This window comes from Janthinobacterium breve, assembly GCF_051380895.1.
Classification (GTDB): domain Bacteria; phylum Pseudomonadota; class Gammaproteobacteria; order Burkholderiales; family Burkholderiaceae_D; genus Janthinobacterium.
Window position 1 is genome coordinate 1 of record NZ_JBNYXY010000005.1, and the last position, 26,066, is coordinate 26,066.

28 protein-coding genes are annotated in these 26,066 nt (G+C 64.1%); 8 read left to right on the forward strand and 20 right to left on the reverse strand.

Annotated elements, in window-relative coordinates; genetic code table 11:
- Positions 1-149: 149 nt before the first annotated feature.
- From ACQ4W0_RS10310 to ACQ4W0_RS10385, 16 genes are all read right to left on the reverse strand, one after another.
- Positions 150-1,448: an NAD(P)/FAD-dependent oxidoreductase gene (locus ACQ4W0_RS10310; protein ID WP_436576643.1), complete on the reverse strand. Its 1,299-nt coding sequence runs from the start codon at positions 1,446-1,448 to the stop codon at positions 150-152.
- 21 nt (positions 1,449-1,469) lie between these two features.
- Positions 1,470-2,006 (reverse strand): hypothetical protein, encoded by a 537-nt coding sequence (locus ACQ4W0_RS10315; protein WP_436576644.1) that lies wholly within the window; start codon positions 2,004-2,006, stop codon positions 1,470-1,472.
- Between the two features lie 93 nt (positions 2,007-2,099).
- The gene (locus ACQ4W0_RS10320) at positions 2,100-2,873 is read right to left on the reverse strand and encodes a transporter (protein ID WP_436576645.1); all 774 of its coding nucleotides are present in this window, start codon (positions 2,871-2,873) and stop codon (positions 2,100-2,102) included.
- A gap of 83 nt (positions 2,874-2,956) precedes the next feature.
- The gene (locus ACQ4W0_RS10325; protein ID WP_436576646.1) at positions 2,957-4,612 is read right to left on the reverse strand and encodes a methyl-accepting chemotaxis protein; all 1,656 of its coding nucleotides are present in this window, start codon (positions 4,610-4,612) and stop codon (positions 2,957-2,959) included.
- A 183-nt stretch (positions 4,613-4,795) separates the two neighbouring features.
- Complete coding sequence (locus ACQ4W0_RS10330) at positions 4,796-6,178, reverse strand: multicopper oxidase family protein (protein WP_436576647.1); 1,383 nt, start codon at positions 6,176-6,178, stop codon at positions 4,796-4,798.
- A gap of 2 nt (positions 6,179-6,180) precedes the next feature.
- Positions 6,181-7,539: a TolC family protein gene (locus ACQ4W0_RS10335; protein WP_436576648.1), complete on the reverse strand. Its 1,359-nt coding sequence runs from the start codon at positions 7,537-7,539 to the stop codon at positions 6,181-6,183.
- Between the two features lies 1 nt (position 7,540).
- Entirely contained in the window at positions 7,541-7,894 is a 354-nt protein-coding gene (locus tag ACQ4W0_RS10340; RefSeq protein WP_436576649.1) for a hypothetical protein, read from the reverse strand.
- A gap of 112 nt (positions 7,895-8,006) precedes the next feature.
- Positions 8,007-8,429: a hypothetical protein gene (locus ACQ4W0_RS10345; RefSeq protein ID WP_436576650.1), complete on the reverse strand. Its 423-nt coding sequence runs from the start codon at positions 8,427-8,429 to the stop codon at positions 8,007-8,009.
- Positions 8,430-8,471: 42 nt separating this feature from the next.
- Entirely contained in the window at positions 8,472-9,008 is a 537-nt protein-coding gene (locus ACQ4W0_RS10350) for a hypothetical protein (protein WP_436576651.1), read from the reverse strand.
- A complete protein-coding gene (locus ACQ4W0_RS10355) occupies positions 9,008-9,151 on the reverse strand; it encodes a DUF2474 domain-containing protein (protein ID WP_436576652.1) in 144 nt (47 codons plus the stop codon). The genes ACQ4W0_RS10350 and ACQ4W0_RS10355 overlap by 1 nt, the downstream gene beginning before the upstream one ends.
- The gene (gene cydB, locus ACQ4W0_RS10360) at positions 9,151-10,158 is read right to left on the reverse strand and encodes a cytochrome d ubiquinol oxidase subunit II (RefSeq protein WP_436576653.1); all 1,008 of its coding nucleotides are present in this window, start codon (positions 10,156-10,158) and stop codon (positions 9,151-9,153) included. Before cydB ends, ACQ4W0_RS10355 begins: the two co-directional genes overlap by 1 nt.
- A complete protein-coding gene (locus ACQ4W0_RS10365) occupies positions 10,148-11,575 on the reverse strand; it encodes a cytochrome ubiquinol oxidase subunit I (protein WP_436576654.1) in 1,428 nt (475 codons plus the stop codon). Before ACQ4W0_RS10365 ends, cydB begins: the two co-directional genes overlap by 11 nt.
- 154 nt (positions 11,576-11,729) lie before the next feature.
- A complete protein-coding gene (locus tag ACQ4W0_RS10370; RefSeq protein ID WP_436576655.1) occupies positions 11,730-13,304 on the reverse strand; it encodes a sensor domain-containing diguanylate cyclase in 1,575 nt (524 codons plus the stop codon).
- A 148-nt stretch (positions 13,305-13,452) separates the two neighbouring features.
- Positions 13,453-14,010 carry an NADPH-dependent FMN reductase gene (locus ACQ4W0_RS10375; protein WP_436576656.1) on the reverse strand — a complete coding sequence of 186 codons (558 nt, stop codon included), beginning with the start codon at positions 14,008-14,010 and terminating at the stop codon, positions 13,453-13,455.
- An 88-nt stretch (positions 14,011-14,098) separates the two neighbouring features.
- The gene (alr, locus tag ACQ4W0_RS10380) at positions 14,099-15,217 is read right to left on the reverse strand and encodes an alanine racemase (RefSeq protein WP_436576657.1); all 1,119 of its coding nucleotides are present in this window, start codon (positions 15,215-15,217) and stop codon (positions 14,099-14,101) included.
- 13 nt (positions 15,218-15,230) lie between these two features.
- A complete protein-coding gene (locus tag ACQ4W0_RS10385; RefSeq protein WP_436576658.1) occupies positions 15,231-16,520 on the reverse strand; it encodes a D-amino acid dehydrogenase in 1,290 nt (429 codons plus the stop codon).
- A gap of 105 nt (positions 16,521-16,625) precedes the next feature.
- Between ACQ4W0_RS10385 and ACQ4W0_RS10390 the strand changes: the two genes are divergently transcribed.
- From ACQ4W0_RS10390 to ACQ4W0_RS10400, 3 genes are all read left to right on the forward strand, one after another.
- Entirely contained in the window at positions 16,626-17,126 is a 501-nt protein-coding gene (locus tag ACQ4W0_RS10390; RefSeq protein WP_034754979.1) for an Lrp/AsnC ligand binding domain-containing protein, read from the forward strand.
- A gap of 148 nt (positions 17,127-17,274) precedes the next feature.
- Positions 17,275-17,622 (forward strand): hypothetical protein, encoded by a 348-nt coding sequence (locus tag ACQ4W0_RS10395; protein WP_436503023.1) that lies wholly within the window; start codon positions 17,275-17,277, stop codon positions 17,620-17,622.
- Positions 17,623-17,752: 130 nt separating this feature from the next.
- On the forward strand, positions 17,753-18,319 hold the full coding sequence (locus ACQ4W0_RS10400) for a carboxymuconolactone decarboxylase family protein (protein WP_436576659.1): 567 nt from the start codon (positions 17,753-17,755) through the stop codon (positions 18,317-18,319).
- Positions 18,320-18,367: 48 nt separating this feature from the next.
- On the opposite strand, the gene ACQ4W0_RS10405 is transcribed toward ACQ4W0_RS10400, so the two are convergent.
- Positions 18,368-19,306 (reverse strand): DMT family transporter, encoded by a 939-nt coding sequence (locus ACQ4W0_RS10405; RefSeq protein WP_436576660.1) that lies wholly within the window; start codon positions 19,304-19,306, stop codon positions 18,368-18,370.
- A 58-nt stretch (positions 19,307-19,364) separates the two neighbouring features.
- Positions 19,365-20,129: a helix-turn-helix domain-containing protein gene (locus ACQ4W0_RS10410; protein WP_436576661.1), complete on the reverse strand. Its 765-nt coding sequence runs from the start codon at positions 20,127-20,129 to the stop codon at positions 19,365-19,367.
- A gap of 125 nt (positions 20,130-20,254) precedes the next feature.
- On the opposite strand from ACQ4W0_RS10410, the gene ACQ4W0_RS10415 reads away from it, so the two are divergent.
- Together ACQ4W0_RS10415 and ACQ4W0_RS10420 are read left to right on the forward strand one after the other, a co-directional pair.
- Positions 20,255-20,908, forward strand: a complete 654-nt coding sequence (locus tag ACQ4W0_RS10415; RefSeq protein ID WP_436576662.1) for a tetratricopeptide repeat protein — start codon at positions 20,255-20,257, stop codon at positions 20,906-20,908.
- Positions 20,890-21,114, forward strand: coding sequence for a hypothetical protein (locus ACQ4W0_RS10420; RefSeq protein WP_436576663.1), 225 nt, complete (start codon positions 20,890-20,892; stop codon positions 21,112-21,114). The genes ACQ4W0_RS10415 and ACQ4W0_RS10420 overlap by 19 nt, the downstream gene beginning before the upstream one ends.
- On the opposite strand, the gene ACQ4W0_RS10425 is transcribed toward ACQ4W0_RS10420, so the two are convergent.
- Entirely contained in the window at positions 21,091-22,059 is a 969-nt protein-coding gene (locus ACQ4W0_RS10425; RefSeq protein WP_436576985.1) for a GlxA family transcriptional regulator, read from the reverse strand. The two genes, ACQ4W0_RS10420 and ACQ4W0_RS10425, sit on opposite strands and share 24 nt — an antisense overlap.
- Before the next feature lie 143 nt (positions 22,060-22,202).
- Between ACQ4W0_RS10425 and ACQ4W0_RS10430 the strand changes: the two genes are divergently transcribed.
- The 3 genes from ACQ4W0_RS10430 to ACQ4W0_RS10440 all read left to right on the forward strand — a co-directional run bounded on the left by ACQ4W0_RS10430 (position 22,203) and on the right by ACQ4W0_RS10440 (position 24,389).
- Positions 22,203-22,850, forward strand: a complete 648-nt coding sequence (locus tag ACQ4W0_RS10430) for a cysteine hydrolase family protein (protein WP_436576664.1) — start codon at positions 22,203-22,205, stop codon at positions 22,848-22,850.
- Positions 22,851-22,891: 41 nt separating this feature from the next.
- A complete protein-coding gene (locus tag ACQ4W0_RS10435; protein ID WP_436576665.1) occupies positions 22,892-23,752 on the forward strand; it encodes an MBL fold metallo-hydrolase in 861 nt (286 codons plus the stop codon).
- Positions 23,753-23,828: 76 nt separating this feature from the next.
- A complete protein-coding gene (locus tag ACQ4W0_RS10440) occupies positions 23,829-24,389 on the forward strand; it encodes a YdcF family protein (protein ID WP_436576666.1) in 561 nt (186 codons plus the stop codon).
- Positions 24,390-24,523: 134 nt separating this feature from the next.
- On the opposite strand, the gene glpK is transcribed toward ACQ4W0_RS10440, so the two are convergent.
- Entirely contained in the window at positions 24,524-26,017 is a 1,494-nt protein-coding gene (glpK, locus tag ACQ4W0_RS10445) for a glycerol kinase GlpK (protein WP_436576667.1), read from the reverse strand.
- Positions 26,018-26,066: the final 49 nt, after the last annotated feature.

The following is a 26,066-nucleotide window of genomic DNA, read 5'->3' on the forward strand; positions in this document are numbered from 1 at the left end:
TCTGTCAAAAAATGCATCGCGTCATCAAGCATGTATCGCAGGTTAACAGGCTCTTCTGACGTTTACAAGCCGGAAAATAAAAATGCTGTTCAGTCTTAACTGAACGGCATTAGGCCTTGCGGCCCCTTTCTGATCGGATACAAGCTGAGTTAATGCAGCTTGACCTGCGGCGTGCTGCGCTTGATCAGGAAGCGGCCCATGGCCATGACGGCCGTGCGCACGCTGCCCAGCACGGCGTTGTGGTGCATCAGGTGCAGGCTGACATACATCATGCGCGCGACAAAGCCTTCCACGAACCAGCTCAGGCCCTTCAGGGACCCCATCAGGGTGCCCACCGAGGTGGTGCGCCCGAACGACACCAGCGAACCGTAGTCCAGGTATTCATACGGCTTGGTTTGCGGCGGCTTGCCCTTCGCTTGCAGCAGGAAGGTTTTCAGCAGGTAATCGGCTTGCTGGTGGGCAGCCTGGGCGCGCGGCGGCACCAGCTTGCCGTCCGGCCCCGTGCAGGCGGCGCAGTCGCCCAGCGCGAAAATATTCGCATGGCCCTGCACATTGAGCATGCCCGTCACTTCCAGCTGGCCGGCGCGATTGGTCGGCAAGCCCAGGGTCGACAGGAATTCCGGCGCGCGGATGCCGGCGGCCCACACGCAGATGTCGGCCGCATAGCTGGTGCCGCTGGCCACCGTCACCTTGTCGGACTCGATCGTGGTGACGCGCGTATCGGTCACCACGCTGATGCCATGCTGGTGCAGCAGTTTCGAGGCGGCGATGGAGACGCGCTCGGGCAGCGGCGCCAAAATGCGCGGCGCCCCTTCGAGCAGGGTGATGCGCACGTCCTTGATGGCGTTGAGATTCTGGAAACCATACGCGGCATACACACCGCTCGCTTCGCGCAGCTCGGCCGCCAGCTCCACGCCCGTGGCGCCGCCGCCGATGATGACGATGTCGACGCCGGGATGGCCCGCATCGCCCAGGCGCTGCTCGGCCATGGCCAGCAGTTTCAACAGCGTCAGGCGGAAACGTTCGGCGTCTTCCGTGGCATTCAGGGAAATCGTGTTTTCCTTGGCGCCGGGCACGCCGAAGTAATTCGAGGTGCTGCCCACGGCCAGCACCAGCTGGTCGTAGTGGATCTGCCGTTGCGGCAAGAGCTGCTCGCCCTTGTCGGTGGCGATGGCGCCCACGGTGAGGCTGTTCGACGCCGCGTCGAGCGCGATCAAGGGGCCATAGACATAGGTAAAACCATTGTCATGCGCCAGCATCTGGTAAGACAGGCCCTCCTGATGAATGTCCAGGGTGCCGGCCGCCACCTCATGCAGCGACGGTTTCCAGATATGGTACAGGCGGCTGTCGACCAGGATCACCTGGCCGGGGCCGAGCTTGCGGCTGAGTTTGCAGGCCAGCTCCAGGCCGCCTGCGCCGCCACCTACGATAACGGTTTTACTGTGCAAAGATTCCTCCTGCTTGCGTGTTTAGTCCCTGCGCCCATTGCCATTGCCATTGCCGTTGCCATTGTCGTTGCCATGGCCCCTGCCCGGTTTGTCGTCATGCTTGTCGCGCTTGCCTTCATGCTTATCCCGCTTGTCGTCGCGGCGGTCATCATGATGGTCGCGGTCGCCGTAGTCGGGGCGGCCATGCTGTTGTGGCGGACGTCCGGCTGGACGGCCATGGTCGCCATGCTGCTGGCGGTAACGGGGCACGTACTGATTGTTATACCAACTATCCTGAACGAAATAGACCTCTTGGTTACAGGCATTATACTTGCGGCAGTGCTTGGACCAGTTTTTCGCATGGCCGGGTGGCACGCGCAGATAGATGGGGCGGGCTGAATAGTATTGCGGACGCTGCACGATGACAGGCTGGGCATAGATCAATTGCGGCGCAGGATAGTCACCCACGTCGATGCGTCCGTAAAATCCCGGCTGGCCGATGCTGACGGAAACGCCCACCTGGGCAACAGCGGCGGTGGCGGCCGACAGCAAGACGGCGGCAAGAATCAGGGTTTTCATGGGGACACTCCTTTTATCAGTTATGCCTCGATTGTAGACCTTGTGCGCCGGCTAGTTTGTTCGCAAGGACACATAAGGAAAGCCGTGGCAAACTCACCACAGCTTGCCCAAAGGCACGACCAAGCCGCTGAACAGGGACCAGTCCGGCGACGCTGCCGTCAAGCCGCGCGCCATGCCGATATCGATGGCCAGCCGTGGCGTGGGACTGTACGTGGCCGCCAGCAACAACTGCGCCGTGGCCGCTGCGCCGCGCAAACGCGTGCCCGACACTTCCGCCGTGGCGCCCCAGCGCGCGCTGACGGGCGTGGAAAAGGAGGCCGCCCAGCCCGTCTGCACCCTGCCCGTGCCAGGGTCCGAGGCCCCCAGGCGCGTGGCGTTCAGGTTGGCGTCCATGTGCACGGCGCCCAGGTCGCGGCTGAAAATGCCGTTCAGCGACACGTCACTCTTGCCGCTGCCGATGCTGTCCTTGGCCGTCGGCAACTTCCAGCCCAGTTCCAGACCCAGCGCCGTGGCGCTGTCGAGCAAGAAAGCACGCTTGAGCACGACGGTCGTGTCGCCCACGCCCGTCTCGCGCCGGCCCGTTTCATCGCGCGCGCGCACAAAACCTTCGCCTTCGAGCAGCACGCCCCATTCGGGCGTGAATGCCAGTTTAAACGTGTATGGCAGGCTGGCGCGGCGCGTGTCGTCCGTTTTCGACAGCAAGCCACCCACCTCGAATTCCAGCTGGCCCGGCACGGGCAGCTGGGCGGGACTGGCCACGGAAGGCCGGTACGGCAGGACGGGATCGCCCTCCTGCGCCTGCGCCAATGGCGCCAGGGACAGCAATAGCAGGGAGAAACTCAACAACGGCGAGCGAAGAGACGGCATGGGGGACCCGGAAGTGGCAAATGCGTAATATCGACAGCCTACCACCAAGCCCATGTGTGCGTGTTGTGCCGATCCTGCCGCGTTCAGGCCAGGCGTCGCGCGCCCTGCCTGGCCGGGGGCGCCGGCCGGCGCAATGGCATGACGTTGCTGGCCGGCGCCACGGCCAGCTGTTGCGCCTGGGCATGCAGGCGAAACACGCCCACCAGTTCCGTCAAGGTCTGCGCCTGGTCTTGCAGCGATGCGGCGGCAGCCGCCGCCTCTTCCACCAGGGCCGCGTTCTGCTGCGTCACCTGGTCCATTTGCAGCACAGCCTGGTTGACTTGCTCGATGCCGGCGCTCTGTTCGGCGCTGGCGGCCGTGATTTCCTGCATGATGTCGGCCACCTGGCGCACGCTGGTGACTACTTCATCCATGGTCTTGCCCGCGTCATGCACAAGTCTGGAACCGATTTCCACCTGCTCGACGGAGTCGCCGATCAGGGTCTTGATTTCCTTGGCCGCACTGGCCGAGCGCTGCGCCAGGTTGCGCACTTCGGATGCCACGACGGCGAAGCCGCGCCCCTCCTCGCCCGCCCTGGCCGCTTCCACTGCCGCATTCAAGGCCAGGATGTTGGTCTGGAAGGCGATGCTGTCGATGACGCTGATGATGTCGACAATCTTGCGCGAGGAGGCATTGATCGATTCCATCGTCTGCACCACCTGCCCCACCACGGCGCCGCCCTTGCCGGCCACCTCGGAGGCGGCGCCGGCCAGTACATTGGCCTGGCGCGCATTGTCCGCGTTCTGGCGCACGGCCGACGTCAGCTGCTCCATCGATGAAGCGGTCTCTTCCAGCGAACTGGCCTGCTCTTCCGTGCGTGACGACAAATCCAGGTTGCCCTGGGCGATTTCGCCCGAAGCCGTGTTGATCGTGTCCGTACCCGAGCGCACCTGGCTGACGATGCCCACCAGCTTGTCGCGCATGGTTTTCATGGCGAACAGCAGGCTGGCGCTGTCGTGGCTGGCCGTGCGGATATCCACGGTGAGGTCGCCCCCGGCGATGGCGCCGGCGATCCTGACGGCATACGCCGGTTCGCCACCCAGCTGGCGCGTCAGTCCGCGCGTGATCAGCGCCCCCAGCGCCAGGCCGGCCGCCACGCTGCCCAGCACCAGCGCAATCATGAAGCTGCGGCTGGCCTCGTACACGCCGGACGCCTGCTCGGCGGCTGCCTTGGCGCGCTCTTCTTTCTGCAGCGAGAGTTTATCCAGCACACCGTCGAGTTCATCGGCATGCAGCCGCGTCTTGTTAAGCAGATCGACCAGTTGCGCGCTGTGCTGGGCCAGCGGCTCGGCCGCGGCCAGCGCCAGCGCCTGCTGCATGGTGGCAATATAGTCCGCTTCGACGGCGGCAAAACGGGCAAACAGCTCCTTGGCAGCCGGCGTGACGAACAGCGGCTGCGCCTTGGCCAGGTAGCTTTTATTCATGTCGAGGAATTTGGCGATATCGGCCTGGCGCGTGGCGCGCTCCTCGGCGGTGGTGGCCAGCAAGAAATTACCACGGGCGCGGCCCACCTTGATCAAGGCGATGTTGGCTTCCTTGATGTGCGACAAGCCCAGCAATTCGCTGTTGTACATCTGCCCCGCCATGGTATCGATCTTGCCCATGTTGAAGATGCCGATGCCGGCCACGATGGCCCCCATCAGCGCGACACAGAAAAATGCCGCCAGCAAGCGCGTTCCCACCTTCATCCGGTTCAACATGTTTTCTCCCGTAAACTGGCCGATACTCGATGTAACTGGAGCGTACTGGCTTGAATATAAAGAAAAAACACGGGAAAAAATGCTCGGATTGTCACCAAACAATAATTCCTTGATGTACAACAACATGCAAAACGGCTTGCCATGTTAGCAAGCCGTTCGCCGTCATTCCAGTGATGCCGGAAATTAATGCCCGTTGTGGCCGGCAGGCTTGCGCACCGTCATTTCCACGCCGCCCTTGGCCGGCAGCTTGCCCGTGGCCTGGCCGCGCACCGGTTCCGGCAAGGCGCCCGTCCATTCATAGGCCACGCTGCCGGCCGGGTGCTTGTACCAGCCTGGGTCGCGGTAGTCGCCCGGTTTCTGGTCCTTGCGCACCTTCACCGTGGTAAACATGCCGCCCATGCCGATGGCGCCGAAGGGGCCGTCGCCGGCCATCATCGGCAAGGTATTGTCGGGGATCGGCATCTGCATCTCGCCCATGTCGGCCATGCCCCGTTCGCCCATCACCATGTAGCCGGGCACGAGCTGGTTGATCTTCGCGGCCACGCCCTGGTGGTCGACGCCGATCATGGTGGGCACGTCATGCCCCATGGCATTCATCGTGTGGTGCGACTTGTGGCAATGGAAAGCCCAGTCGCCCAGGTCCGTGGCAGTGAACTCCACGGCGCGCATCTGGCCCACGGCAATATCGGTTGTCACCTCTGGCCAGCGCGACTCGGGCCGGGTCCAGCCGCCATCCGTGCCCGTCACCTCGAATTCGTGGCCATGCATGTGGATCGGGTGGTTCGTCATGGTCAGATTGCCCACGCGCACGCGCACCTTGTCGCCCTGGCGCACGACCATGGGGTCGATGCCCGGGAAGACGCGGCTGTTGAAGGTGAACAGATTAAAATCCGTCATGGTCATGATCTTCGGCGTGTAGCTGCCGGGATCGATGTCGTAGTTGCTGAGCAGGAAGACGAAATCGCGGTCCACCTTCATGAAATTCGGGTCTTTCGGGTGCGTCACCCAGAACCCCATCATGCCCATGGCCATCTGCGTCATTTCATCGGCATGCGGGTGGTACATGAAGGTGCCGGGCCGCTTGGCAACGAATTCATACACGAAGGTCTTGCCCGGAGGAATGCCCGGCTGGGTCAGGCCCGTGACGCCATCCATGCCGTTCGGCAAACGCTGGCCATGCCAGTGCACGCTGGTGTGTTCCGGCAATTTGTTGGTGACGAAGATGCGCACGCGGTCGCCCTCCACCACTTCGATGGTGGGACCGGGCGACTGGCCGTTGTAGCCCCACAGGTTGGCCTGCATGCCGGGCGCCAGTTCGCGCACGACGGGTTCGGCCACAAGGTGGAATTCCTTGACGTTGTTGTTCATGCGCCAGGGCAAGGACCAGCCATTCAGGGTGACGACGGGGTTGAATGGCCGCCCGTTCGGCGGCGGAGGCGGCGCTTTGGTATCGGCGCCGGCCATGCTGACGGCTTCCGGCAACGATGCCGCACCCACGCGGCTGACGGCCGCCGCGCTCAAGGCAACGGCGCCCGCATTCATGAAAAAGTTTCTACGTGTAATCATCATTATTCCTTCGCGGCAGAGCCGCTGCCATTGATGGCTGATTGCAATTCGGTTTGCGCGATCCAGAAATCACGCTGGGTGTCGATGGCGCTGTTGACGCTGGCGACCTGCTCGCGCGCGTCAGCCAGCAGTTCGAATACGCTGGCCAGCATGCCGTTGTAGCGCAGCAAAACTTCATGCGAAATCGTCTTGCGCAGCGGCACGACTTCATCACGGTAGTGGCGCGCCAGGTCATACGCCGTGCGGTAGCTGGAATACGCCTCGCGCACTTCGGAGCGTGCCCGCAGCGCCGTGCCCGCCGTGCGCTGCAGCGACTGCTCGTACAAGGCTTGCGCCTTGGCGTTGCGCGCCGAGCCCCAGTCGAACAAGGGTAATTCGAGGGACACCGCATAGCCGTTTTCACGCGGCGCTTCGCTCGTGCTCTTGTTGGTGTAGCCCACGTCGAGCACATTGACGAAACCCGTCACCTTGGCCAGGCCCAGCGCGTCGGCCGTCGCATGCGCGTCGAGTTTCGCTCTTTGCACGTCGAGGCGCTGCTCCATCGCCTGCGCCTCGATATTGCCCGCCTCAGCTGCCTGGGCCGGCAAGTCGGGCAGGCGCGACGGTAAAGTAAAGGCTGTCTGCTTGCCCCAAAGGCCAAGCAGGCGCGTCAGGTGCTCACGCGTGGCCGTGGCCTGGTGGCGCGCGCGCGCCAGGTCGCCGACGGCGTCCGCATAAAACACTTGCTGGCGCGCCTGGTCGAGGCGGCTCCAATTGCCCGCCTGCTGCAAGCGCGTGGCCAGTTCCGCGCCCGCCTCGGCTGATACCAGCGCCCGCTGCATGAAAGCTTCCGTCTGCACGGCCGCGACGGCATTGAAATACGCGCGGCGCGTGTCAGACGCCAGTTGCACGGCGCTGATGGCCGCCTGCAGCTTGGCTTGCTCGAAACGGCCTCGCTCGATGTTGACGCGCATCGGCATGGTCAGCAGTCCCGCCAGGTCGAAACTGACGCCGCGGTCGATTTCATTGCCATGGCTGCCATGCGAGCGGCCGAACGACAGGCCCGGGTTGCGCAAGCGACCCGCTTGCACCAGGTCCGCCTCGGACGCGCCCAGTTCGGCCAGCGCCACTTTCAGGCTGCGGTTGTTCATCAGGGCGATGCGCACGGCGCTGTCGGCGTCCAGGGGCTGGGCCAGCAGTTGCGTCAGCTTGTCCTCGCCGCCCTTGTCCGCCAGCGCGTCGGGAGCGCCCGTGCGGGCGTCGGCCAGTGCAGACACCGTCTGCATGCCGCCATCCTGGCTGAAGCTGGCGCAGCCGCTGAGCAGCAAGACGGCCGCCAGCGCCAGCGGCGTCAAACAAGTTGATTTTGTGAAACGGGCCATGTCAATGTCCTTCATGCTGGTGTTGCGGGGCGGACTGGGCGGCCGGCTTGGGACTGGACTTATCCATTGGCATCTTGTGGCCCTCCATCTTGTGGCCCTCCATCTTCATCATGCCCATGTGGCCGCCGGCCTTGCCGACTTTCTCGTTGACGGCGCGCCAGGCCTGGTCGGGCGTGGCCTCGTCTTCCACGGCAGGACGGTAGCCGGCAAAGGCGGAGCGGTACGTGGTGGCCGGCACGGGCGCTTGCGCCTCTTGCGGGGTGGGCTGGGGCTGGGACTGAGCGGCGGCGACCGGGCTGGCGGCACTGGCGGCCAGCGGCAGCACCAACAGCGCGAGGCTGAACAGGTATTTCATGGTATTCCTTGAATAGGGTGTGGCGCGGCGGGCGCGCAGGTGAAACGTGAGGGCGCGGCAAGCACGGCCGCGATGGACGTGCTGCAGCCGCACCGCCAGGTTCAACGGGCGGTCAGGCGGAGCGCGTGCTTCTCGGGGGACGTTCGGGACCAGGCGGGATATGCCCGTCGAACAGGGAGTCGGGCGCCAGCGCCGGTGGCGGCGCGCGCAGGGTCAAGGCGTGCAAGGCGGGCATGCCTGGGGGCGCTGTGGCGCCCACCGTGCAGGCGCCATGGTTGCTGCAATCGTGGCCATGCTGCGTGGCGCCGCCATCATCCATGGCCATCTTCATCTGCACCGACTGGTCCGCCATCTGCATGTCGGCCATGTCGTGGCACTGGGGTGCTTGCATTGCTACAGCGGTGACGGTGACCCTTACCGCCAGCTCGTCCACGCAGCAGCTGCGCATGGCCGACGCAAAGCCCTGCAAGGGCAGCGTGACGGCCAGCAGCCAGAGCAGCGAGCGGGCGAGAAAGCGGAAAAAGGCACGGTTCATGGCATGGACTATAAACCTTCCCACATGAGGAAGGTCAAGTCCCTATTTGCCCTCGTTGCCATGCGTCAGCCAGATGAGGTAGACGCCGTAATAGCCCTGCCCTTCGAATACGGCCTGGCCATCGGCAAACGACACTTGCTGCACCTCATTGATGGTGAAATAGGCGCGGCCATCGGCCGCCTCCACATCTCCCCAGTGGCGCGCACGCGGTGGCAGGTAGCCGCTGGCGCGCCCGATGGCGGCCAGCAAGTCGCCGATCATGAAGTCGACCAGCATCCCGGCCAGCAGCGGCCGGTGGCCCGCCAGCATGGCCGTGATGTCGGGGTAGCCGGCTTCCTTGAGTTCGGGCAAGTCGCTTTCCTCGTACTGCAGGTCGTCTTCGCGGCAAGTCTGCAGGAAACTGTTGAAGGGCTCGTCCAGCAGCCCCGCCAGCGCCGCTTCCGGCACGCTCAGGCGAAACGGGTGCAGCGGCAGCGCGCAGCGCTGGCCATAGTTGAGTTCGCGGCAGCCGAGGAAGGCCAGCGGGTGGCGCTGGCCAGCGACCTGACACTGCACGCCGGGCAATCCTGCGTCCGCCATCAACTGCCCATCCCCGCCGCCCGCATCAGCAGGCGCATCGCCCACGCGGCCAGGCCCAGGGCGGCCACGCTGAGCAGCCAGATGCCGGCCATCCAGGCCAGTCGTTTCCACCATGCTTGTTGTCCCTGTTTGATGTGTTTCATCAGTGATATCCATCTTCCGGGTGGACTTTGCCACGAAACACATAATAGGACCACACCGTATACATCAGGATGACGGGGATGATGAACAGCGCCCCCACCAGCGTAAAACCCTGGCTTTGTGGCGGCGACGAGGCTTGCCAGATAGTCACCGACGGCGGGATGATGTGCGGCCACACGCTGATGCCCAGGCCCGTATAGCCGAGGAAAACGAGCGCCAGCGTGCACAGGAATGGCATCGTTTGCTGCCCGCGCCGCAGGGCCCGCAGCAACAGCCAGCCCGCGCCCAGTACCAGCAGCGGCACGGGCAGGAAGCAGAGCAGTTGCGGCAGCGCAAACCAGCGCGCGGCGATGGTCGGGTCGACCAGCGGCGTCCACAGGCTGATGACGGCGATCACGCCCAGCAGCAGCCACACGAGCACGCGCGTGATGCGGCCCGCGCGCGCCTGCAGGCTGCCCTGCGTCTTCATGATCAGCCAGGTGCTGCCCAGCAAGGCATACGCCACCACCAGCCCGGCGCCCGTGAACAGCGAGAACGGCGTGAGCCAGTCCAGCGCGCCGCCCGCATAGCTGCGGTTGACTACCGGCATGCCCTGGATGTAGGCGCCCAAAGTCACGCCCTGGAAGAAGGCGGCGGCCACGGAGCCGCCGATAAACGCCTTGTCCCACACATGGCGTTCATGCTCGCGCGCCTTGAAGCGGAACTCAAAGGCCACGCCGCGGAAGATCAGGCCCATCAGCATGAAGCTGAGCGGCAGATAGCAGGCGCTGAGCACCACCGAATAGGCGAGCGGAAAGGCGGCCAGCATGCCGGCGCCGCCCAGCACCAGCCAGGTTTCGTTGCCGTCCCAGACGGGTGCGACCGTATTCATCATCACGTCGCGCTCGCTCTTCTCCTGGAAAAACGGATACAGGATGCCGATGCCCAGGTCGAAACCATCCATCACCACATACATCATGATGCTGAACAAGATAATGATGGCCCACAGTAGTGGCAGATCAATGCCCATGCGAATTTCCTCCTTCTGCTTCAACATGCGCGGCCGAGATGGGCCGCGCGGGCGTGCGTTCCTGGCCGGGCCCGCCATGCTCGACGCGCTCGCCCTCGTGCGGCTGCGGCCCCACGCGGATCAAACGCAGCAGGTAGCCGATGCCCGTGCCGAAGACGGCAAAATAGATGACGATGAACAGCACCAGGGTGATGCCCAGCTGCGTGGCGCCATGCGCCGAGACGGCGTCCTCCGTGCGCAGCAAGCCGTACACCGTCCACGGCTGGCGGCCGATCTCCGTCGTGTACCAGCCGGCCAGCATGGCCAGCAGCCCGCTGGGTCCCATCCACAGGGCGCAGCGCAGGAAGAGGCGCGAGCGCCACAGGGTGCCGCGCCAGCGCAGCCACGCGCTCCAGAGTCCCAGCGCGATCATCAGCATGCCCAGCCCCGCCATGAGGCGGAAGGACCAGAACACGACGGGCGAATTGGGCCGGTCGCGCGGCGCGAATTGCTTCAGGGCGGGAATCGTGCCATTCCAGTCGTGCGCCAGGATCAGGCCGCCCAGGCGGGGGATTTCCACCTTGTACAGGGTTTCCTCGCGCGCCATGTCGGGCCAGCCGAACAGGATCAGCGGCGTGCCCTCGTTGCCCGTGTTTTCCCAGTGGCCTTCCATGGCGGCCAGCTTCGCCGGCTGGTGCTCCAGGGTATTCAAGCCATGCAGGTCGCCGATCACGGCCTGGAGGGGCGCGACGATCAGCAGCATGGACAAGCCCATGCCCATCATCTTGCGGATGGCCCCATTGTCATTGCCGCGCAGCAAATGCCAGGCGGCCGACGCCACCACCAGCAAGGCCGTGGCGAGGAAGGCGGCCACGCTCATGTGCAGCAAGCGGTACGGGAACGAGGGGTTGAAGATGACGGCCAGCCAGTCAACAGGCACCACGCGCCCGTCGACGATGGCATGGCCCTGCGGCGTCTGCATCCAGCTGTTCGATGCGATGATCCAGGTGGCCGAGATCAAAGTGCCGAGCGCCACCATGGCTGTGGCGAACATGTGCAGGCCGGGCCCCACGCGGTGCCAGCCGAACAGCATCACGCCCAGGAAGCCCGCTTCCAGGAAGAAGGCCGTCAGCACTTCATAGGCCAGCAGCGGCCCCGTGATGCTGCCCGCGTAATCGGAAAAGAAACTCCAGTTGGTGCCAAACTGGTAAGCCATGACGAGGCCGGAAACGACGCCCATGCCGAAATTGACGGCGAAAATCTTCGACCAGAAGTGGTACAGGTCACGGTACACAGCGTCCTGCGTGCGCAGCCACGCCGCCTCCAGCACCGTCAGGTAACTGGCCAGGCCGATGGTAATCGCAGGAAAAATGATGTGGAATGAGATGGTGAAACCGAACTGGACGCGTGCCAGTTCCAGTGACGTAAGCCCTAACATGTGTTGCCTTCCCGACGTGTGACGTCTGTTTTACCCAGGCCTCCACTCTAGGCTTTGCCAGTAAAACATAACAGACTCAGAATCGGGAGTAAACATAGGATCAGTTTGACGTTTGCCGAATGACAAGGTCAAACCGATCCGGTGGGAAAAAGTCTCAGGCGGGCTCGGCAAGGCCCACGCGGTTGCGTCCATTTTCCTTGGCCACATACAGGGCCGCGTCGGCGGCCAGCAGCACGGCGTCCGTGCTGCGCGCACCGTGCGACGACGAGACCACGCCCAGCGAGACCGTGATGGCGCCCGCGCCGGGAATCACGGCGGCGGCCACCTTGGCGCGCAGGCGCTCGGCCACTTGCATGGCCACATCCAGGTCGGCGTCGGGCAGCAGCATGATGAATTCATCGCCGCCATTGCGGCACAGAACGTCGGCATCGCGCGAACAGGCGCGCATCAGCTGCGCCAGGCGCCGGATGACGTCGTCGCCCACGGCATGACCCCAACGGTCATTGACTTGCTTGAAATGGTCGATATCCAAGGCGATGACGGAAAAGGGCCGCGCCTGCGCCTGCCAATCGTCCAGCGCCGCCGCCATGCCGCGCCGGTTCGACAAGCCCGTCAGCGGGTCCGTCTGCACGTCGGTCTTCAGCTTGCCTATCCTGTTCTGCAGCAGCGCCAGGCCTTTCAGCAAGGCTTTCTTGATCTGCGCCGCTTCCACATACCACGAGCGGATGGCGGCGATGCGTTCTGCCGTGCCAGGCGCATCCATGCGCCGCGCGCCCTCGGCCAGCTGCATCAGGGGCCGTGAAATCAGGCTGGCCAGCCACCAGATGAATGGCAGGCTCAGCAAGGCGATCGGCAGCGAATGCCACACCGTATTGACCATCAACTGGTTCAGCGGGGCCAGCGTCATGGCCGTCGGACGCTGTGCCACGATGCCCCAGCCCGTCGACGGCATGATGGCGTAGCCAGCCAGCATGTCCACGCCCAGGCTGTTGTGCATGCGCCGGCTGCCGCCGCCCTGCTGCGCGATGATGGCGTCGATCACTTCATTGCTGCCGGCCACGTCGCCCAGGCGCTCGGGGTCCGGGTGGTATAGCAGACGGCGGTTCTGGTCCACCACGTACAGGTAGGAGCCGTCGCGGTAGTAATGCTGGCCCAGCATGGTGTACAGGATGTTTTTCTGTTTCAGGTAGATGCTGCCGCCCACATAACCGAGGTAGCGGCCATCCTTGCCAAGGATGGGATGCGAGATGAAGACCACCAGGTTGCCGGCCGAGGACATGTACGGCTGCGTCACCAGCGGGCGCCGCTCGCGCAGCGCCTGCACGGCGCCGGCCGAATCGAGCGTGCGGTGCTTGAGTGCCAGCGTTTCCGGCGACACGCCCAGCACCTTGCCCTGGGCATCGACGATGAGCACGGAATTGAAGCTGTTCGTTTGCAGGCGCAGCCGCTGCGCCTCGTCCGTCAGCCAGGCGTCGTCGCCCATGCGCGCCGGCAGCCCACCGGCGCTGTAAGCGAGCTGCTGGCGTGCCGACTGCAGGAAATCCTCGGCCGTGCTGGCCAACTTGCTCGCATACGCGTGGTTCGCTTCCAGCGTGGTATCGATCAGCAACTGGCGCTGCACGCTGTAGCTGGCATAAAACGTATTGGCCAGGGACACCAGGGCGCTGGCAAAGGCCACGAGCACGATCAAACGGCGCAAATTCATGCGCGGAACAGGTTTAGTCCACATGGCGTCGGCAAAAATGGGATGGTGGAAGTGTTGCGCTAAAGAAAAGGCGCATTATACCGAGACACCCGTGCCAATATTGAAATCTTGGCATCAATGGTCAAAGAATGTGTACAAGCGGCAACGCAGGACGCTGCCGCCTTGATTTGCATCAAGCGTGGATGGCGTGCTTCCTGACCCAGTCCACATAGCGCTGCATCCAGCCCTGGAAGAAGCCCAGACTGGCCGGGCCGATGCCGCCATGCTCGTCGAACAGACCTTCCTTGGCCTGGATAAACATCTCGGGCTGGCCCAGCAGGGGCACGTCCAGATAGGCCAGCACATTGCGCAAATGCTGCTGCGCCAGCGCCGTGCCCGTGGCACCCACGGAAACACCGAGCACGGCGCCCGGCTTGCCGCCCCACACGCTCTGGCCGTACGGACGCGAACCATGGTCGATGGCGTTTTTCAGCACGCCGGGGATGGAGCGGTTGTATTCGGGCGTGAGGAAGAGCAAGGCTTGCGAAGCGGAAATATCCGACTTCAGGCGCAGTACCTGCTCGGCCTGCGCGCCATCGTCATCCTGATTGTACAGCGGCAAGTCGCCGATGTCGATATGTTTAAAAGAAAACTCGGGCGGCGCCAGCTTGATGATGGCGTCGGCCAGCTTGCGGTTGAAGGAATCCTTGCGCAGGCTGCCGACGATGATTGCGACTTGATATTGGCTCATGAAAATCCCCGATGATGGTTAAAAAAAAGCCCTGAGGTGCGATGCACGTCAGGGCTATCTTGCCACACAATCATCGGTTTGGCGCTGCCTAGCGTGCGGCGCCGGCCAATCCCTGGTACTCGCGGTAATAGCGCCCGCCCAGGTTCGTCAACACTTCATAGCCGATGGTATTGGCCATGGCCGCCACGGCGTCGACCGGGTGTTCGGCGCAGATCAGGTCGACCAGGCTGCCCGGCACCACGCGCTCCTGCGCGATGGCGCTCACGTCCAGGGTAATGGAATCCATCGAGATGGCGCCGATCTGCGGCACTTTTACGCCGTCGACGATGGCCAGGCCCTGGTTGCTCATGCTGCGCAGCCAGCCGTCGGCATAACCGACGGAGACGGTGGCCACCTGGCGCGGCTCGCTGGCCGTGTAGCGGCGGCTGTAGCCCACGTGGTCGCCGGCGGCGATCGTGCGCGTTTGCAGCACTTTGCCTTGCAGTCGGACCACGGAGCGCAGGGGATTGGGTTCGCCGCCCTGCGGCCCGATGCCGTACAGGGCCGCACCGGGGCGCACCAGGTCGAAGTGATAGTCGGGCGACAGGAAGATACCCGAGGAATTGGCCAGACTGGCGCGGTACTGCGGCAAACGGGCGCGGATGGCGATGAAACGGGCCAGCTGCTCGCCATTCATGGGGTTGCTCCGCTCGTCGGCGCACGCCAGGTGGCTCATGATGTAGCGCACCTTGATGCCGTCAAGAAAGTGTGCATCCAGCAGCCAGCCATCGATTTCCTGCGGCGACAAGCCCATGCGCGACATGCCGCTGTCGACCTGCACGATGGCGTCCAGGGTGGTGCCCAGCGCTGCTGCATGCTTGCGCCAGCCCGCCACCTGCGGCTCGCTGTTGAGCACGGGCGTCAAGCCGTGGGCCGTGAATTCGCCTTCCGTATCGACGGGCGGGCCGTGCAGCACGAAGATGGCCGCATCCGGCGCCACGTGCGGGCGCAGGCTGATGCCCTCTTCCAGGTGGGCCACGAAGAAATGGCGGCAACCCTCTTCATACAGGGCCGCGCCCACTTGCGCGGCACCGAGGCCATACGCGTCGGACTTCACCACGGCCGAGCAGGCGGCCGGATGGGCCTTGTCGCGCAGCAGCCGGTAGTTGGCGCGCAGAGCGTCCAGGTCCACCGTCAGGATGGCGCCGCTACGCTCCTTGAGAGGCATGCTGGCCGCCATCTCAGGCTCCCGCGTATTGCAGTTTGCCGCCGCGCTGCGCGCCGCTGTAGCGGCTGACGGACAGGTCGTCGGCCAGAATCGCCGGCTGTTTCGACGACATCAGGTCGGCCAGCAATTGCGCCGAACCGCAAGACATGGTCCAACCCAGCGTGCCGTGACCCGTGTTCAGGAACAGGTTGCGCAGCGGCGTGCGGCCGACAATCGGCGTGCCATCCGGCGTCATCGGACGCAAGCCCGTCCAGAACGTGGCCTCCGCCGTGTTGCCGCCGCCAGGGAACAGGTCATTGACGACCATTTCCAGGGTTTCGCGGCGGCGCGGATTCAGGTCCAGGTTGTAACCGGCGATTTCCGCCATGCCGCCCACGCGGATGCGGTCGTCGAAACGCGTGACGGCAATCTTGTAGGTTTCATCGAGGATGGTCGACACGGGCGCCTTGGCCGCGTTGACGATAGGCACGGTGATCGAATAACCCTTCAGTGGATACACGGGGATGTCCAGCAGCGGCTTCATGAAGCCGGTCGAGTAGGAACCGAGCGCCACCACATAGGAATCGGCCTTGACGATTTCCGCGCCGCATTGCACGCCAGCAATTTCGTCGCCCTGCGTCAGCAGCGCGTCGATCGCCACGCCATAACGGAACTTCACGCCCAGCGCCACGGCCATCTCGGACAGGCGCGTGGTAAACAGCTGGCAATCGCCCGTTTCATCGTTGGGCAGGCGCAAGCCGCCGAACAGCTTGTCCTTGACACCTTCCAGGGCCGGTTCGGCGCGCGACAACTCGTTGCGCTGCAGCACTTCATACGGCACGCCTGCATCCTTGAGCACTTCGATATCCTTGGCGGCGTCGTTGTATTGCTTTTCAGTGCGGAACAATTGCATCGTGCCTTGCTGGCGGCCTTCATAGGTGATGCCCGCCTCGGCGCGCAGCACCTTGAAGCAGTCGCGGCTGTATTCAGCCAGGCGCACCATGCGCTCCTTGTTCACGGCATACGCTTCCGGTGTGCAATTACGCAACATCTGCCACATCCATTTCAGCTGGGCGGCGCTGCCGTCGAGCGAAATGGCCAGTGGCGCGTGGCGCTGCATCATCCACTTCACGGCTTTCAGGGGAATGCCGGGCGCGGCCCATGGCGAGGCGTAGCCGGGCGAGATTTGCCCCGCATTCGCGAAGCTGGTTTCCAGTGCCGGGCCCGGCTGGCGGTCGATGACGGTCACCTCATGTCCTGCCTTGGCCAGATAGTAGGCACTGGTGACGCCGATGACGCCGCTACCCAGAATCACGATACGCATAGTTTCCTCATTATATTTTTTAGGCTAACGCCAGATTAACCGCTATCATATTGGGAAAGAGCCAGTATTTGTTCACGTATAAATCGAGATATTCAGCAATAAATCATGAGAATCCTTAAAGAATCGGCACGTGGCCTCGACAAGCTGGACCGCCACATCCTGCGCATCCTGCAACAGGATGGCCGCATCTCGATGAAAGACCTGGGCGAACAGGTGGGCCTGTCCATCACGCCCTGCATCGAGCGGGTCAAGCGCATGGAGCGCGACGGCGTCATCACGGGCTACCACGCCAAGGTGAACCCGGCCGCGCTGGGCGCCAAGCTGCTCGTCTTTGTGGAGATTACGCTGAATCAAAAGTCGGCGTCCGCCTTCGAGCAATTCCGCCGCGAAGTGCTGCAAATTCCCGAGGTACAGGAATGCCACCTGGTGTCGGGCGACTTCGATTACCTGATCAAGGCGCGCATCCATGAAATGGCCGAGTACCGCAAACTGCTGGGCGACATGCTGTTGCAGCTGCCGGGCGCCGCGCAATCAAAAAGCTATGTGGTGATGGAAGAAATCAAGGAAACCCTGGCGCTCTCGACCGACGTATTACAGAGCCGGTAAAAGTACCGGCTACCTGTACTGGTGGCATCGTTTTGTGCGCCTTTGTATAATCTTGTAGCACATTCGTCGCGACACAAGCACACTCCCCTCCTGACATCACGCCCGTCCCCTCTGAGATTGGAAGCAGTGATGCACACTGGGAGTCCATATGAACACATTGATAAAACTGGCAGCTTCCTGCCTCGCGGGCCTGGCCGTGGCCATGTGCACCGCCAGTGAATACAAGGTCAACCGCGCGCCGGACAACGGCGCCATCTATCAGAACATCAAGGTCGGCAAGACCACCCGCCTCGACCTCGACGCGGCCCTGGGCAACGCCACCGTGGTCAGCTTCGATCCCGGCTATGAAGTCTGGGTCTACAAGAACCAGTTGCAAACGCCCAAGGTGACGCGGCTGATCCCCCTGCTGGGCGAAAAAGGCACGCGCGAAGTGGCCGTCATGTTCGACCAGGCGGGCATCGTCAGGAAATTCCGGATCCACGAGCCGCGCAAGTAGGCGCAAACCGGCGCTGGCCTCCAGCGCCCGGCCGACCGCGTGCGACAGCGAACGGACGCCGCCAGCCATGCGGCTATACTGGCTGCTGGCTCCGGCCGCCCACCGCTCACTCACCCAGCAAGGAGTTTCCATGCGCCTGCCCCTGATCGCCCCGAAAGACCTGACGCCCGAACAAAAGCCGCTGTATGACGATATGCGCAAAGGCATCGCCAGCAATTTCAACGATTTCATCGCCGTGCGCGAAGACGGCGCCCTGATGGGGCCATGGAATCCGTGGCTGCACGAACCGGCCATCGGCAAGGCCATCTGGGACCTGACCCTGGCCATGACGGCCAACGCCACGCTGCCCGACAATGTGCGCCAGATTGCCATCTTGGTGGTCGGCGCGCGCTACAACGCCGCCTATGAAATCTACGCCCACATCGCCGTCGCGGAGCGTGAAGGCATGTCGGCCGAGCGCCTGGCCACGCTGGTGGCCGACGTCAAGCCGGGCGACCTGGACAAGCACGAAAGCGTGGCCTACGACCTGGCCTACACGCTCAGCCGCGCCGGCACGCTGCCGGAGCCGGTATACCGGCTGGCACTGGCCACCTTCGGCCAGCACGGCGTCAACGAGCTGATTTACCTGGTGGGCCTGTACGCGCTGGTCTCGACCACGCTGAACGGCTTCAACGTGCCGGTGCCGGAACGCGACTGAAGACCACTGACCTTCATCCCGCCCTACCCGTGCCAGGCTTGATGCCGGTCAGCTTGGCGCCGCGCTGGCTTCCCGCTGCGGCCGGTGCGCCGCGGCGCAAGCCGCCACGCCCGCCAGCAGCAGAATCGTCGCAGCCGCTTCCACAGCCGTGGGCCAGCGCTGTTCCCACAAGTAGCCATACAACAAGGCAAACAGGAATTCAAAGACGATCATCTGCCCCATCATGGTCAGCGGCAAGACCCGGCTGGCATGGTTCCACAAGCCATTGCCAACGACAGAGCACAGCAGCGCGACACCCGTAACGACGCCGGCAAATTGCAGCCAGGCCGTGGCGCCATGCTGTGCAGGTGAGGCAAGCGCGACGGGAACGGCCAGCAGCAGCGCGGCAGCCCCCGTGACCACGCCCGTCAGCAAATTCCACTCCTGCGCCGAGACCGAGCGCAGCCGCCCCAGCCAGCGGCTGTTACCGACCGCATACACCGTCCACGACAGCAGCGCCGCCAACGCGCACAACAGCCCCAGCAGGGACGAATGTCCCGGATGCGCCAGCGACTGCCAGCTAATGCAGGCCAGCCCGCCCGCGCTCAGCAGCAGTGAAGGGATCAATTGTCGCAGCGGCACGGCATGCCGGTCGCGGCTGCCCACGAGTGTGACGACCAGCGGCAGCAAGCCGATCACCATCGACGTCATGGCCACGCCGCCCGCCTGCACGGCGCTGGCCAGCAGCACGTAATACACGATATTGCCGGTCAGGCTGAGCCAGATCAACCCGCGCCATTCGCGCCAGGTCAAGATGCGCAGCAGGCGCCGCCACGACGGCGCGACCAGCACGGCCGCGATCAGGCCATACGCCAGGTAGCGGCCCACGGACAGTTCCAACGGCTGGAATGCGGGGATCAGCGCCGGCGCCAGGAACACCAGCCCCCATAGCGCGCCCGCGGCTATGCCGGCCAGCATGCCCAGCCGGATCTTGTTCTCTTGATGCATGCTCAATCTCCTGAAAAGGAGATTGTGGCAAGTCTGCCGCGTCTATTCTTGGCGCCAGCTACTGCCTTATTGACCGTTTCTCGCGACATGCGCGCCGGTAGGCCGCTGGCGTCACATCCATGCTGTCGCGCATGGCACGCGTCAGTGCGCTTTGCTCGGAAAAGCCGGCCGCCAGCGCGATCTCGGCGAGGCTGGCGTCGCTGGCGCCAAGCAAGTCGCAAGCGCGCGCCATGCGCTGCTGCAACAGACAGGCATGCGGGCTGGTATCCATTTCCTCGCGGAACAGCGCGTGCAGGCGGCTGACGCTCAGGCTGGCAAAGCGCGCCATCGACGCCGTCGACCACGGCAAGCCCGGCTCGGCTTGCACGCGGGCAATCAGCGCGCCCAGGCGCGAACGGGGTTGCGGCTCGCCCAGCAGCAAGGTATCGAGCAATAGCGGCGTCCAGCCCGTGACGATGGCCGGCGTCAGCGCCTGCTGCTGCGCCATGACGCCCAGGTATTCAATCAGCTTGCGGGCGCCCAGCCCGATCGCCGTATAAGGACGCTCCAGCAGGCGCTGCCAGCTGCCCGTCGCTACGGCGGCCGCGGCCACATCGAGGATGATGGAATGGTTGGCCACCTTGCTATGCTGGGCATGCCAGGTGTGCGCCGGTATCACCACGCCCAGCTGCGTATCGACTTTCCCCTGCCGGCCGTCGATGTCCAGCAACAGCTGGCCGTGCACGGGCAGCACCAGCTGCACGAAATCATGCCGGTCCGGCGCGCCGATTTCCGCGTAGCTGCGAAGGCTGAGGTCGATTGCAGAGTGTGGAGTGCTGGACATGGCGAGGCCGCCTGGGCGAAGAACTCCCCATTTTATCAGTTCAGATATCACAGGCAGGTGCTCCGATACGCGCGCCTGGCGCTGCCCTCTTGCCCTACACTGGCGTTTTACCCTGCCCGACCTCCATGCAACGACCTGCAAACCTCGCCCATATTTCGGTGGAACAAGACTGGCAACACACGACAGCGTATCCACCGCTCGGCTTCACTCCGTTTTCCGAAGGCGCACTGGGCAATGGCGACACTTTCGGCCTGTACTGGCCCATCGGCCGCGAAGCGGGCGAACCGATCGTCGTCGAAACCTGGCACGACGAGTGGCGCATCCAGCCGCACTTTTCCAGCCTGGCGGCATTTCTGCAAGCCTATGCAGCAGCCGAAGACGAGTATGTCGGCACGCCGTCGCTGGCCGACGACCCCGCTTCACCGCGCGCTGCCTTCCTGGCAGCCAGGGAATTGATTGCGCAGCAAAACCCGGCTGCGGCCATCGCCCTGCTGGAAGCGGCGCTCGCCATCGTTCCCGAATATACGGACGCCCTGGTGCTGCTGCATGGCCAGCATGTGCGCGCGGGAAGAATCGATGCAGCCGTCAAGGTGGCCATCCAGGCGATCATATCGCCACCGTCCTTTGGCGGCCCGCCGCTGAAAGCCTTGCAATGGCTGCGCACGCAGGCGGTGCCGGAGGGGGAATCTGACCCCATCTGGCGCGCCTGCAAGCAGTTGTCGTTCAACTTTGGCGGCAGCAAGGAAATGCAGACTATCCCGTGTTGCACGCCGCCATAGAAAGCTATCTGGCGCACGGCAACTACCTTTGCGCCTCGACTCTGATGCAGACGTATGCCGAACTGATGAGCGCGGAAACCGTGTCATTCCAGGAACGCTACGCCTTCGAGCCGGCCGCCTTCATTGCGCGGCAAATCGCCGTCAGCGCGAAGCTGCCCCAGGGCAGCCGGGACCCGGCGATGCTATGGTTGTCGGGCATGGCTTAGTTGCTGCCGGAACAGCTTGCGATACGCCGAAGGCGAGGTCTGCAGGCTGGCGCGGAAATGCTGGCGCAGCGACAGGGCCGTGCCGAAACCGGCCTCTTGCGCCACGACGTCGATCGACGCCACGCTTTTTTCCAGCATGCCTTGCGCATGCGCCAGGCGCTGGTTCAGCAGCCATTGTTTAAAGGACGTGCCAGTCGCCTGGCGGAAGTGGCGCGTAAAATTGCGCCGGCTCATGGCGGCCCGTTCGGCCAGCGCGTCGATGCTGTGCGCCTGGCCCAAGTTGGCCGTCACGCAGGCGAGCACGTCGGCAAAACGCCCTTCGCTGCCGGACACGGGCAGCGGGCGCTCGATGAATTGCGCCTGCCCGCCCTGGCGGTGCGGCGCCACCAGCAGGCGGCGCGCCACCCGGTTGGCCACCTCGGCGCCCGCCAACTGGCGCAGCAGATACAAACAGCAATCGAGGCCGGCCGCCACTCCGGCCGACGTGAGCACGCCGCCATCGTCCACGTACAGCACTTCCCGGTCCACCCTGACCTTGTGATAGCGGGCCGCCAGCCGGTCCGCCATACCCCAGTGCGTGGCAGCGCTCTTGCCATCCAACAAGCCCGCCTGCGCCAGGGGAAACGCGCCCAGGCACAGGCCCACCATGCGCGCACCGCGCCCACTGGCCGCCTGCAGCGCCGCGATCAGGGGCTGCGCCGCGTCGCGGCAATCGTCGTGCCAGGCCGGCATGATGACGATATCGGCCCCCTCCATTCCTTCCAGCCCGAACTCGGGCGTGATGCAAAAGCCGGCCGCCGTGCGCAAGGGTGAGGGATCGGCGGCGCACACGCGCACGTGGAAGGGCGGCAGATCGGCCTCGTCCGTCTGGGCGCCAAACACGAGGCAAGGCACGGACAAGTGAAATGGCGTCATGCCGTCAAAGGCGATCACGGCCACGCTCAAGGGGGAGCAAGAAGCAGGAATAGTAGACATGGCCCGATTTTATCGCATATAGGCCTTCGGGCCACTTTTTGTTTGCGGCGCGCTGGCCGAGAATGACTGTATCGAGGAAGTCTTTCCTCTTTTTAACCTTTCCAGGAGAACCCATGTCCACCCAAGCTTCCACCGCGCCGCACCGCGCCCTGCTCGTCATCGATGTACAAAATGAATACTTCACGGGCGACATGCCCATCGAATATCCGTCCGTCGACATTTCCCTGCCGAACATCGTCACCGCCATGGCCGCCGCCCGCGCCGCAGGCGTGCCCGTCATCGTCGTCCAGCACGATGCGCCGGAAAATTCTCCCATCTTTGCCAAGGGCAGCGACGGCTGGCAACTGCATCCGCAAGTGGCTGCCTTTGCCGCCGACCACCGCATCAACAAGAGCATGGGCAGCGCCTTTGCGGGCACGGACTTGCGCGCCTGGCTGGACAGCCATGGCATCGACACCCTGAGCGTGATCGGCTACATGACGCACAACTGCGACGCCGCCACCATCTACCACGCCGCGCACGACGGCTTGCAGGTCGAGTTCCTGCAGGACGCCACCGGCACCCTGCCCTACGCCAACGCGGGCGGCACGGCCAGCGCCGAGGAAATCCACCGCGTCTTCAGCGCCGTGTTTCATTCGAATTTCGCCGCCGTCGTCAGCACGCAGGACTGGCTGGCTGCCGTACGCGAAGGCAAGCCACTGGAAAAGGACAATATTTATCTGTCAAACCAGCGCGCGCGCAAGGCGGCCACCGCCGCCTGACTTCCAGCCGTCCACACTCAACCTTGAAGAACAGCAAGCATATGAACAAATTATTCGCTTCCACCCTGCTCGCCTCCTCGGCCTTCACGCTGGCCGCCTGCGCCGCCACGCCGGACAAGGAAGGCGTTCACTTCCAGCAAATCCGCAACGCCACGATCAAGCTCGACTATGCGGGCACGACCTTCCTCGTCGACCCCATGCTGGCCAGGAAAGGCGCCTATCCGGGCTTTCCCGGCACCTATCGCAGCGAGCTGCGCAATCCCCTGGTGGAATTGCCGCTACCGCTGGACGAGGTGATGCGGGCCGACGCCATCATCGTCACCCACACACACCCGGACCACTGGGATGAGGCAGCCAAGCAAAGCTTGCCAAAAAACATACCTATCTTTGCGCAAAACGAGGAAGATGCCGCCAGCATCCGCAAGGACGGCTTTACGCAGGTCAGCGTGCTGGGCGATAACACCCAGTTCCGCGGCACGCGCCTGCACCGGACAGGAGGCCAGCATGGCGGCGACAAGATGATCGCGGATCTGGGTCCCATCCTCGGCGCGGTGTCCGGCATCGTGTTCCAGCATCCAGGTTATAAAACCGTGTACGCGGCGGGCGACACCGTGTGGAATGGCCAGGTGGATGCGGCGATCCAGCAATACCGGCCCGACGTGATCATCCTCAACACGGGCTATGCGCGCGTGTCCGGCTACGACGGTGCCATGATCATGGGCAAGGAAGACTTGCGCCGCGCCAGCCTTGCCGCGCCGCAAGCGGTCATCATCGGCAGCCACATGGAAGCCGTCAACCACGCTATGCAGACGCGCACCGAGCTGCGCGACTACATCCGCGAGCAAAACCTGGCTCCGCAGCGCGTGCTGGTGCCGGACGACGGCGAGTCTTACCGCTTCTAGGCGCGGAGCGGCAACAGCGCGGACATGGTCCGCGCCGACAGGTATGATGCATCCATTGCCCACTTGACGATGAACGATGCGAAAAATAACTGTGCTGGGTTCAAGCACCGTCGGTATTTTCCTGCTGGCCACGACCGCGCTGGTATTGACGGGAATCAACGACAAACTGGCGCCCGCCGACGTCATCGTCGTGCCGGGCAACACCATCATGCCCGACGGCACGCCCAGTCCTCGCCTGCAGGCGCGGCTCGATGTGGCGCTCAAGCAGTTCCAGGCGCATAGGGCGCCGCGCATCCTCGTCAGCGGGGCGACGGGCAAGGAAGGTTTTGACGAGGCCGCTTCCATGGCCCGCTATCTACAGTCGCGTGGCGTGGCGTCCAGCGCCATCATTGAAGATAATCAAGGCTGGACCACAGATGCCACGGCCCGCAATGCGGCGGCCCTGATGCGCGCACATGGCTGGAAGACAGCCATGGTCGCCACGCAATATTTTCATGTGCCGCGCTTCCGGCTGGCCCTGGAACGGGCCGGCATCGCCGTCAGCGGCCAGGTGCACGCGCCCTACTTCGAGCTGCGCGACCTGTATTCCGTGCCGCGCGAAACGGTGGGCTACGCCGTGTATTTCATGCGGCCCTGATCCCGGCTCTTACAAGGTCTGACAAAACCGTCGTGAGCGGCAGTGATTTGTGGCTAAGAAGCGCAGCCGTGCTTGAGCACGGTGAACATCGCAGGCTGCAAAGCGCGACGCGCAGCAGGTTTGGTCAGATGTTCCTATTCGCTCCAGTCGCGCGAGCGTTCCACTGCCCGCTGCCATTTGTGCAGCCGCGTCAGACGCTCATCGGCCGCCATGGCCGGCTCGAAACGGCGCCCCACCTGCCACTGGGCGGCGATTTCTTCCTGCGATTCCCAGAAACCCACGGCCAGGCCCGCCAGGTAGGCGGCGCCCAGCGCCGTCGTCTCCGTCACCACGGGGCGCACCACGGGCACATTTAATATGTCGGCCTGGAACTGCATCAGCATGTCGTTGCGGGCAGCGCCGCCGTCCACGCGCAACTCGGATAGCGCAATGCCCGCGTCGTCCTGCATGGCGGACAAGACGTCCACGTTCTGGTAGGCCACGCCCTCCAATGCCGCGCGCGCGATGTGCGCCTTGCCCGTGCCGCGCGTGATGCCGATCAGGGTGCCGCGCGCATACGGGTCCCAATACGGCGCACCGAGGCCCGCGAACGCGGGCACGAAGACCAGGCCGCCCGAATCGGGCACGCTGGTGGCCAACGCTTCCACTTCGGACGAGTCGCGGATGATGCCGATGCCGTCGCGCATCCATTGCACGGCCGCGCCCGCGATAAAGGCGCTGCCTTCGAGCAGGTAATCGGTCTTGTCGCTGCCCGCGCCCAGGCTCCAGCCCACCGTCGTCAACAGCCGGTTTTTCGATGGCAGCGGGCGCTTGCCCACGTTCATCAGCATGAAGCAACCCGTGCCATAGGTATTCTTCGCCATGCCAGGTTTTAAGCACGCCTGGCCAAAGGTGGCGGCCTGCTGGTCGCCCGCGATGCCGGCGATCGGCACGGAGACGCCCAGCAGCGCCGCATGCGTGTGCGCGGCCACACCGCTCGATGGCACGACGTCGGGCAACAGCGAGGCGGGAATGTCCAGCAGCGCCAGCAGGTCCGTGTCCCACTGCAAGGTGTGGATGTTGAACAGCATGGTGCGCGCCGCGTTGCTCGTGTCCGTCAAGTGGGCGCCGCTCATCTTGTAGATCAGCCAGCTGTCGACCGTGCCGAAGGCCAGCTCGCCCCGTTCGGCGCGCGCGCGGGCACCGGGCACGTTGTCGAGCAGCCATTTGAGCTTGGTGGCGGAAAAATAGGCGTCCAGCACGAGACCCGTCTTGCGCTGGATCAAGTCTGCCTTGCCCTGCTCGACCAGTTGCTCGCAATAAGCCGCATTGCGCCGGTCTTGCCAGACGATGGCGTTGGCGACGGGCTCGCCCGTGGCGCGGTCCCACAACACCGTCGTTTCGCGCTGGTTGGTCACGCCGATGGCGGCCACGTCGCTTGCCGCCACGCCGCTGTCGCGCAGCACCTGGTGCAGCACGCCCTCTTGCGAAGCCCAGATTTCGCCCGCGTCGTGTTCGACCCAGCCCGGTTGGGGGAAAATCTGGCGAAATTCGCGCTGCGCGCTGGCGTGCGGCCGGCCCGCATGGTCAAAAAGAATGGCGCGCGAACTGGTCGTGCCCTGGTCTAAAGCAAGTATGTATTTGGTCATGGTCGCTACTACGTCTATACAGTGAAGAGGCACGGGCAAGCGCCCGTGC

What these genes read in the sequence shown, in the direction of transcription:
- ACQ4W0_RS10315 (WP_436576644.1), bottom strand. Translation starts at nt 2,006, where the DNA reads ATGAAAACCCTGATTCTTGCCGCCGTCTTGCTGTCGGCCGCCACCGCC.
- ACQ4W0_RS10320 (WP_436576645.1), bottom strand. Translation starts at nt 2,873, where the DNA reads ATGCCGTCTCTTCGCTCGCCGTTGTTGAGTTTCTCCCTGCTATTGCTG.
- ACQ4W0_RS10325 (WP_436576646.1), bottom strand. Translation starts at nt 4,612, where the DNA reads ATGTTGAACCGGATGAAGGTGGGAACGCGCTTGCTGGCGGCATTTTTC.
- ACQ4W0_RS10330 (WP_436576647.1), bottom strand. Translation starts at nt 6,178, where the DNA reads ATGATTACACGTAGAAACTTTTTCATGAATGCGGGCGCCGTTGCCTTG.
- ACQ4W0_RS10335 (WP_436576648.1), bottom strand. Translation starts at nt 7,539, where the DNA reads ATGGCCCGTTTCACAAAATCAACTTGTTTGACGCCGCTGGCGCTGGCG.
- ACQ4W0_RS10340 (WP_436576649.1), bottom strand. Translation starts at nt 7,894, where the DNA reads ATGAAATACCTGTTCAGCCTCGCGCTGTTGGTGCTGCCGCTGGCCGCC.
- ACQ4W0_RS10345 (WP_436576650.1), bottom strand. Translation starts at nt 8,429, where the DNA reads ATGAACCGTGCCTTTTTCCGCTTTCTCGCCCGCTCGCTGCTCTGGCTG.
- ACQ4W0_RS10350 (WP_436576651.1), bottom strand. Translation starts at nt 9,008, where the DNA reads ATGGCGGACGCAGGATTGCCCGGCGTGCAGTGTCAGGTCGCTGGCCAG.
- ACQ4W0_RS10355 (WP_436576652.1), bottom strand. Translation starts at nt 9,151, where the DNA reads ATGAAACACATCAAACAGGGACAACAAGCATGGTGGAAACGACTGGCC.
- cydB (WP_436576653.1), bottom strand. Translation starts at nt 10,158, where the DNA reads ATGGGCATTGATCTGCCACTACTGTGGGCCATCATTATCTTGTTCAGC.
- ACQ4W0_RS10365 (WP_436576654.1), bottom strand. Translation starts at nt 11,575, where the DNA reads ATGTTAGGGCTTACGTCACTGGAACTGGCACGCGTCCAGTTCGGTTTC.
- ACQ4W0_RS10370 (WP_436576655.1), bottom strand. Translation starts at nt 13,304, where the DNA reads ATGTGGACTAAACCTGTTCCGCGCATGAATTTGCGCCGTTTGATCGTG.
- ACQ4W0_RS10375 (WP_436576656.1), bottom strand. Translation starts at nt 14,010, where the DNA reads ATGAGCCAATATCAAGTCGCAATCATCGTCGGCAGCCTGCGCAAGGAT.
- alr (WP_436576657.1), bottom strand. Translation starts at nt 15,217, where the DNA reads ATGCCTCTCAAGGAGCGTAGCGGCGCCATCCTGACGGTGGACCTGGAC.
- ACQ4W0_RS10385 (WP_436576658.1), bottom strand. Translation starts at nt 16,520, where the DNA reads ATGCGTATCGTGATTCTGGGTAGCGGCGTCATCGGCGTCACCAGTGCC.
- ACQ4W0_RS10390 (WP_034754979.1), top strand. Translation starts at nt 16,626, where the DNA reads ATGAGAATCCTTAAAGAATCGGCACGTGGCCTCGACAAGCTGGACCGC.
- ACQ4W0_RS10395 (WP_436503023.1), top strand. Translation starts at nt 17,275, where the DNA reads ATGAACACATTGATAAAACTGGCAGCTTCCTGCCTCGCGGGCCTGGCC.
- ACQ4W0_RS10400 (WP_436576659.1), top strand. Translation starts at nt 17,753, where the DNA reads ATGCGCCTGCCCCTGATCGCCCCGAAAGACCTGACGCCCGAACAAAAG.
- ACQ4W0_RS10405 (WP_436576660.1), bottom strand. Translation starts at nt 19,306, where the DNA reads ATGCATCAAGAGAACAAGATCCGGCTGGGCATGCTGGCCGGCATAGCC.
- ACQ4W0_RS10410 (WP_436576661.1), bottom strand. Translation starts at nt 20,129, where the DNA reads ATGTCCAGCACTCCACACTCTGCAATCGACCTCAGCCTTCGCAGCTAC.
- ACQ4W0_RS10415 (WP_436576662.1), top strand. Translation starts at nt 20,255, where the DNA reads ATGCAACGACCTGCAAACCTCGCCCATATTTCGGTGGAACAAGACTGG.
- ACQ4W0_RS10430 (WP_436576664.1), top strand. Translation starts at nt 22,203, where the DNA reads ATGTCCACCCAAGCTTCCACCGCGCCGCACCGCGCCCTGCTCGTCATC.
- ACQ4W0_RS10435 (WP_436576665.1), top strand. Translation starts at nt 22,892, where the DNA reads ATGAACAAATTATTCGCTTCCACCCTGCTCGCCTCCTCGGCCTTCACG.
- ACQ4W0_RS10440 (WP_436576666.1), top strand. Translation starts at nt 23,829, where the DNA reads ATGCGAAAAATAACTGTGCTGGGTTCAAGCACCGTCGGTATTTTCCTG.
- glpK (WP_436576667.1), bottom strand. Translation starts at nt 26,017, where the DNA reads ATGACCAAATACATACTTGCTTTAGACCAGGGCACGACCAGTTCGCGC.